The 2,862-nt window shown below is 28.4% G+C and carries 4 protein-coding genes; all 4 read right to left on the bottom strand.

All coding sequences use genetic code 11. From position 1 onward, the window contains the following. Positions 1-265: 265 nt before the first annotated feature. Positions 266-1,303: a retropepsin-like aspartic protease family protein gene (locus tag DOS84_RS18775; protein ID WP_165830472.1), complete on the bottom strand. Its 1,038-nt coding sequence runs from the start codon at positions 1,301-1,303 to the stop codon at positions 266-268. Next, entirely contained in the window at positions 1,287-1,430 is a 144-nt protein-coding gene (locus DOS84_RS19170; RefSeq protein WP_165830471.1) for a hypothetical protein, read from the bottom strand. Before DOS84_RS19170 ends, DOS84_RS18775 begins: the two co-directional genes overlap by 17 nt. A 219-nt stretch (positions 1,431-1,649) precedes the next feature. After that, positions 1,650-2,165, bottom strand: a complete 516-nt coding sequence (locus DOS84_RS18770) for a zinc ribbon domain-containing protein (protein ID WP_111411639.1) — start codon at positions 2,163-2,165, stop codon at positions 1,650-1,652. Positions 2,166-2,176: 11 nt separating this feature from the next. Next, positions 2,177-2,695, bottom strand: a complete 519-nt coding sequence (locus DOS84_RS18765) for a hypothetical protein (RefSeq protein ID WP_111411638.1) — start codon at positions 2,693-2,695, stop codon at positions 2,177-2,179. Positions 2,696-2,862 lie beyond the last annotated feature (167 nt).

Genomic DNA, 2,862 nt, shown 5'->3' with positions numbered 1-2,862 from the left:
TAATATTCATCGCCTCAAAGTATGTTCCTCTAAATAAATCTGTCATGTTTTATATTTTTTATCAGTTAGTTTTTTACAACTTTATTTCTTCAATTCTCCGGATTATCTTGGTTATGCTACCTAACGTCTTGGCACTACAGCGGGTTTGGGATTAAATTAAGCCCTATTTTCGGATTTGCCAAATCATTCCAAGTACAAGACCATTTTTCCATTAAGCCTATTGCCCAAATCCGTTGTAGTGGCTGTTATGCCTTCGGTTTTTTATTTAGTTTTCAATAATTAATTCATTACTTGAATTGTCAATTTTTATAGACTTAAATTTTCGGATAAATGATTGACCTAATAATAAATCACTATTTTTTTCACCTACTGTAGCTTCAATATTATTTACTGTAATATTCCCAATTGTTAAACTTTTAATTTTAAAAATTGGTTTTTGAGAAGATGTACCATCAGCAATTGTGAAAGTCTTATAACCAAGAATGTCGTTTTTTGAAATTGTTCCATTTCTAACGAGAACACTAAATACATCTTCTGGAATTAAAACTACGGAAGCTCCACTATCTAATATAAAATCTAAATTTACAGAATTATTTATATTCAAATTGACTCTGTATATTCCATTCTCATGTTTGAGCTGAAATCTATTAACTTTAATTTCATTTGTAAAATGTCTTTTTGTATTAGTAACAACTAACATTTCATTTGAACATTTATATCTCAACTTATCAACAGATTTTGCAATTAAAGTAATAGCATTTGTTCTAAAATCTTTTATTTTAAAACTAGAATTGTCTAAAATTTGAAAATCTCTCCAAACTTTACATTCATCGTTTCCAATCTCTTCTTCAGAGTTGATAATAAATTTTAAAACACCAAAACTTAATCTTTCTGAATATAATTTCTCATTTTCCTTTAAGATTTGTTTTGAAAGAGTAATATTAGATGTTAAGTACAGATAACTTAAAATGAGTTTATCTTCAATGTTTGGGATTTGTTTAATTTCGTTAATATTGTATTTATGCTTTAAGTATGTTAAAAATAAATCGCCCGCGTCCATTTCTGCCGGAGAATTAAAAGCATCAACAACTGCCATTTTTTTATCAAAAGTTTCAGAACTACTTAAAAATACGCATATTTTATTGTCCAAGTCAAATGCTTTTTTAGCGTAATCCATAATCGAAAACTCATTATAAGCTTTGTAATAATCAGAATCTGTTAATGGATTTTGAGAATAACTTAAAGTTGTTCCAAAAAATAATATAAAAATTTTGATTGTTTGTGACCTACAAAGTGCTAACATATTCTTGCAATAAATAAACATTTGATTTTAATTCTTTGTTAACTTCTTTTAATTCTGAAATTTCATTTTTTAGTTTTTTCATTTCTGAAATTAAATCGTTAATTGTTTCGATTAATTCTTTTTCCATTTTTATTTTAGGTTTAGTTTTTATATTCTGTTTTTGTCGTTTGCTGTAAACTGAGGCATAACGTTCTGGCGCTTGGCGAGGTTGGGGGTTAAATATGCGAGGTTTTTAGGTTAAACACAAATTTTCCAAATACAAAACCAAGTTTCCATTCAGCCTAAAACCCCAATCTCGCCAAACGGCTGTTATGCCTTCGGTTTTTTATTTATTCCAATTTTCAGTTTAGTATGTAACAGAAGTTTTGTAATCGTAATTATCATTTAAAATAATTTTCTTGAAACCCAACTTATGAAAGTTGTCAAACATTCCTGAAGTTTCAAATTTACGAAGCCAAACATCATTAAAAAGAGCATACTCTAATTCTAATGTTTCATTATTTTTTCCATAAACACTAACTTTTACATCTATGCCTGTGTCTAAAAACATATTTCTTATTTTCTCAATATTTTCCTTTCTTTCTGTTGCTGTTAATTGTCTAACCATAGGTGCGTTATCGATAACGGCTGACGTATCAACGGCAACTGCGGAAGTATCAACAAAATCATTACTTGTATCATTTGATCCATTACTACATTTTCCAATTATGAATAGCAATAATAATATTGAACCTATTGCAATAAATACAGTAGAACAACCGCTACTTTTCTCTTGTTTCAAATTTGGATTTCCGCAATTAGGGCAACTCTTTGCACTATCGCTTATTTTAGCATTACATTCTTTACAATTAATTAAAGCCATACTTTATTATTTTAAATTATTGAAATTATGAATTTATATATTTTACCAAGCGTTATTTCTTCAATGGCTATTCCACTAATTAACAATACCCAAGGATTAGAAAAAAAATTTTGGACAGATGATTTTATTTCAGGATTAATACTTGGTTTTTGTTTTGCATTTATGGTTATTGGTGCTGTAAAATCACTTTTCGACGATTGAATTCCATAATTATCTCCGCCAATGTAATTTTCTGCTATAATAGTTGAAGTTTTATTAGTTTCATTTTTCCGATTTTCTTTTTCCATTTCTAAATGTTTAATCCAACCACCGTTTTCTTTTATGTCTAATCCTGTTAAAGTCAAACACATTAATCTTCTATATTTTTTCCTGTCAATAATTCCTTTCGCCTCTAATTTTCTTAATATTAAATCGAGTTCTATGTCAGCAACTTTAAACTTTTTATATATTTCTTGCGATGCTATATTATTTAACTTACCTAATTCGTGTTTTGAAATTAAAAATTCAATTACACTATTTTCAATTTCCATTTTTCTGTTTTTTAACGTTTCGGTTTTCTAAACTGAGGCATAACGTTCTCGCGCTACACGCGGTTTGGGACTAAATTAAGCCCTGTTTTCGGATTTGCTAAATCTTTCAAATACAAAACCATTTTTCAATTAAGCCAATTGCCCAAATCGCTTGTAGCGTGTGTTGG

The organism is Flavobacterium aquariorum, from assembly GCF_003254745.1.
GTDB classification, from domain to species: Bacteria; Bacteroidota; Bacteroidia; order Flavobacteriales; family Flavobacteriaceae; genus Flavobacterium; species Flavobacterium aquariorum.
The sequence above is the reverse complement of the archived record's forward strand: the minus strand, read 5'-3'. Positions and strand labels throughout refer to the sequence as shown.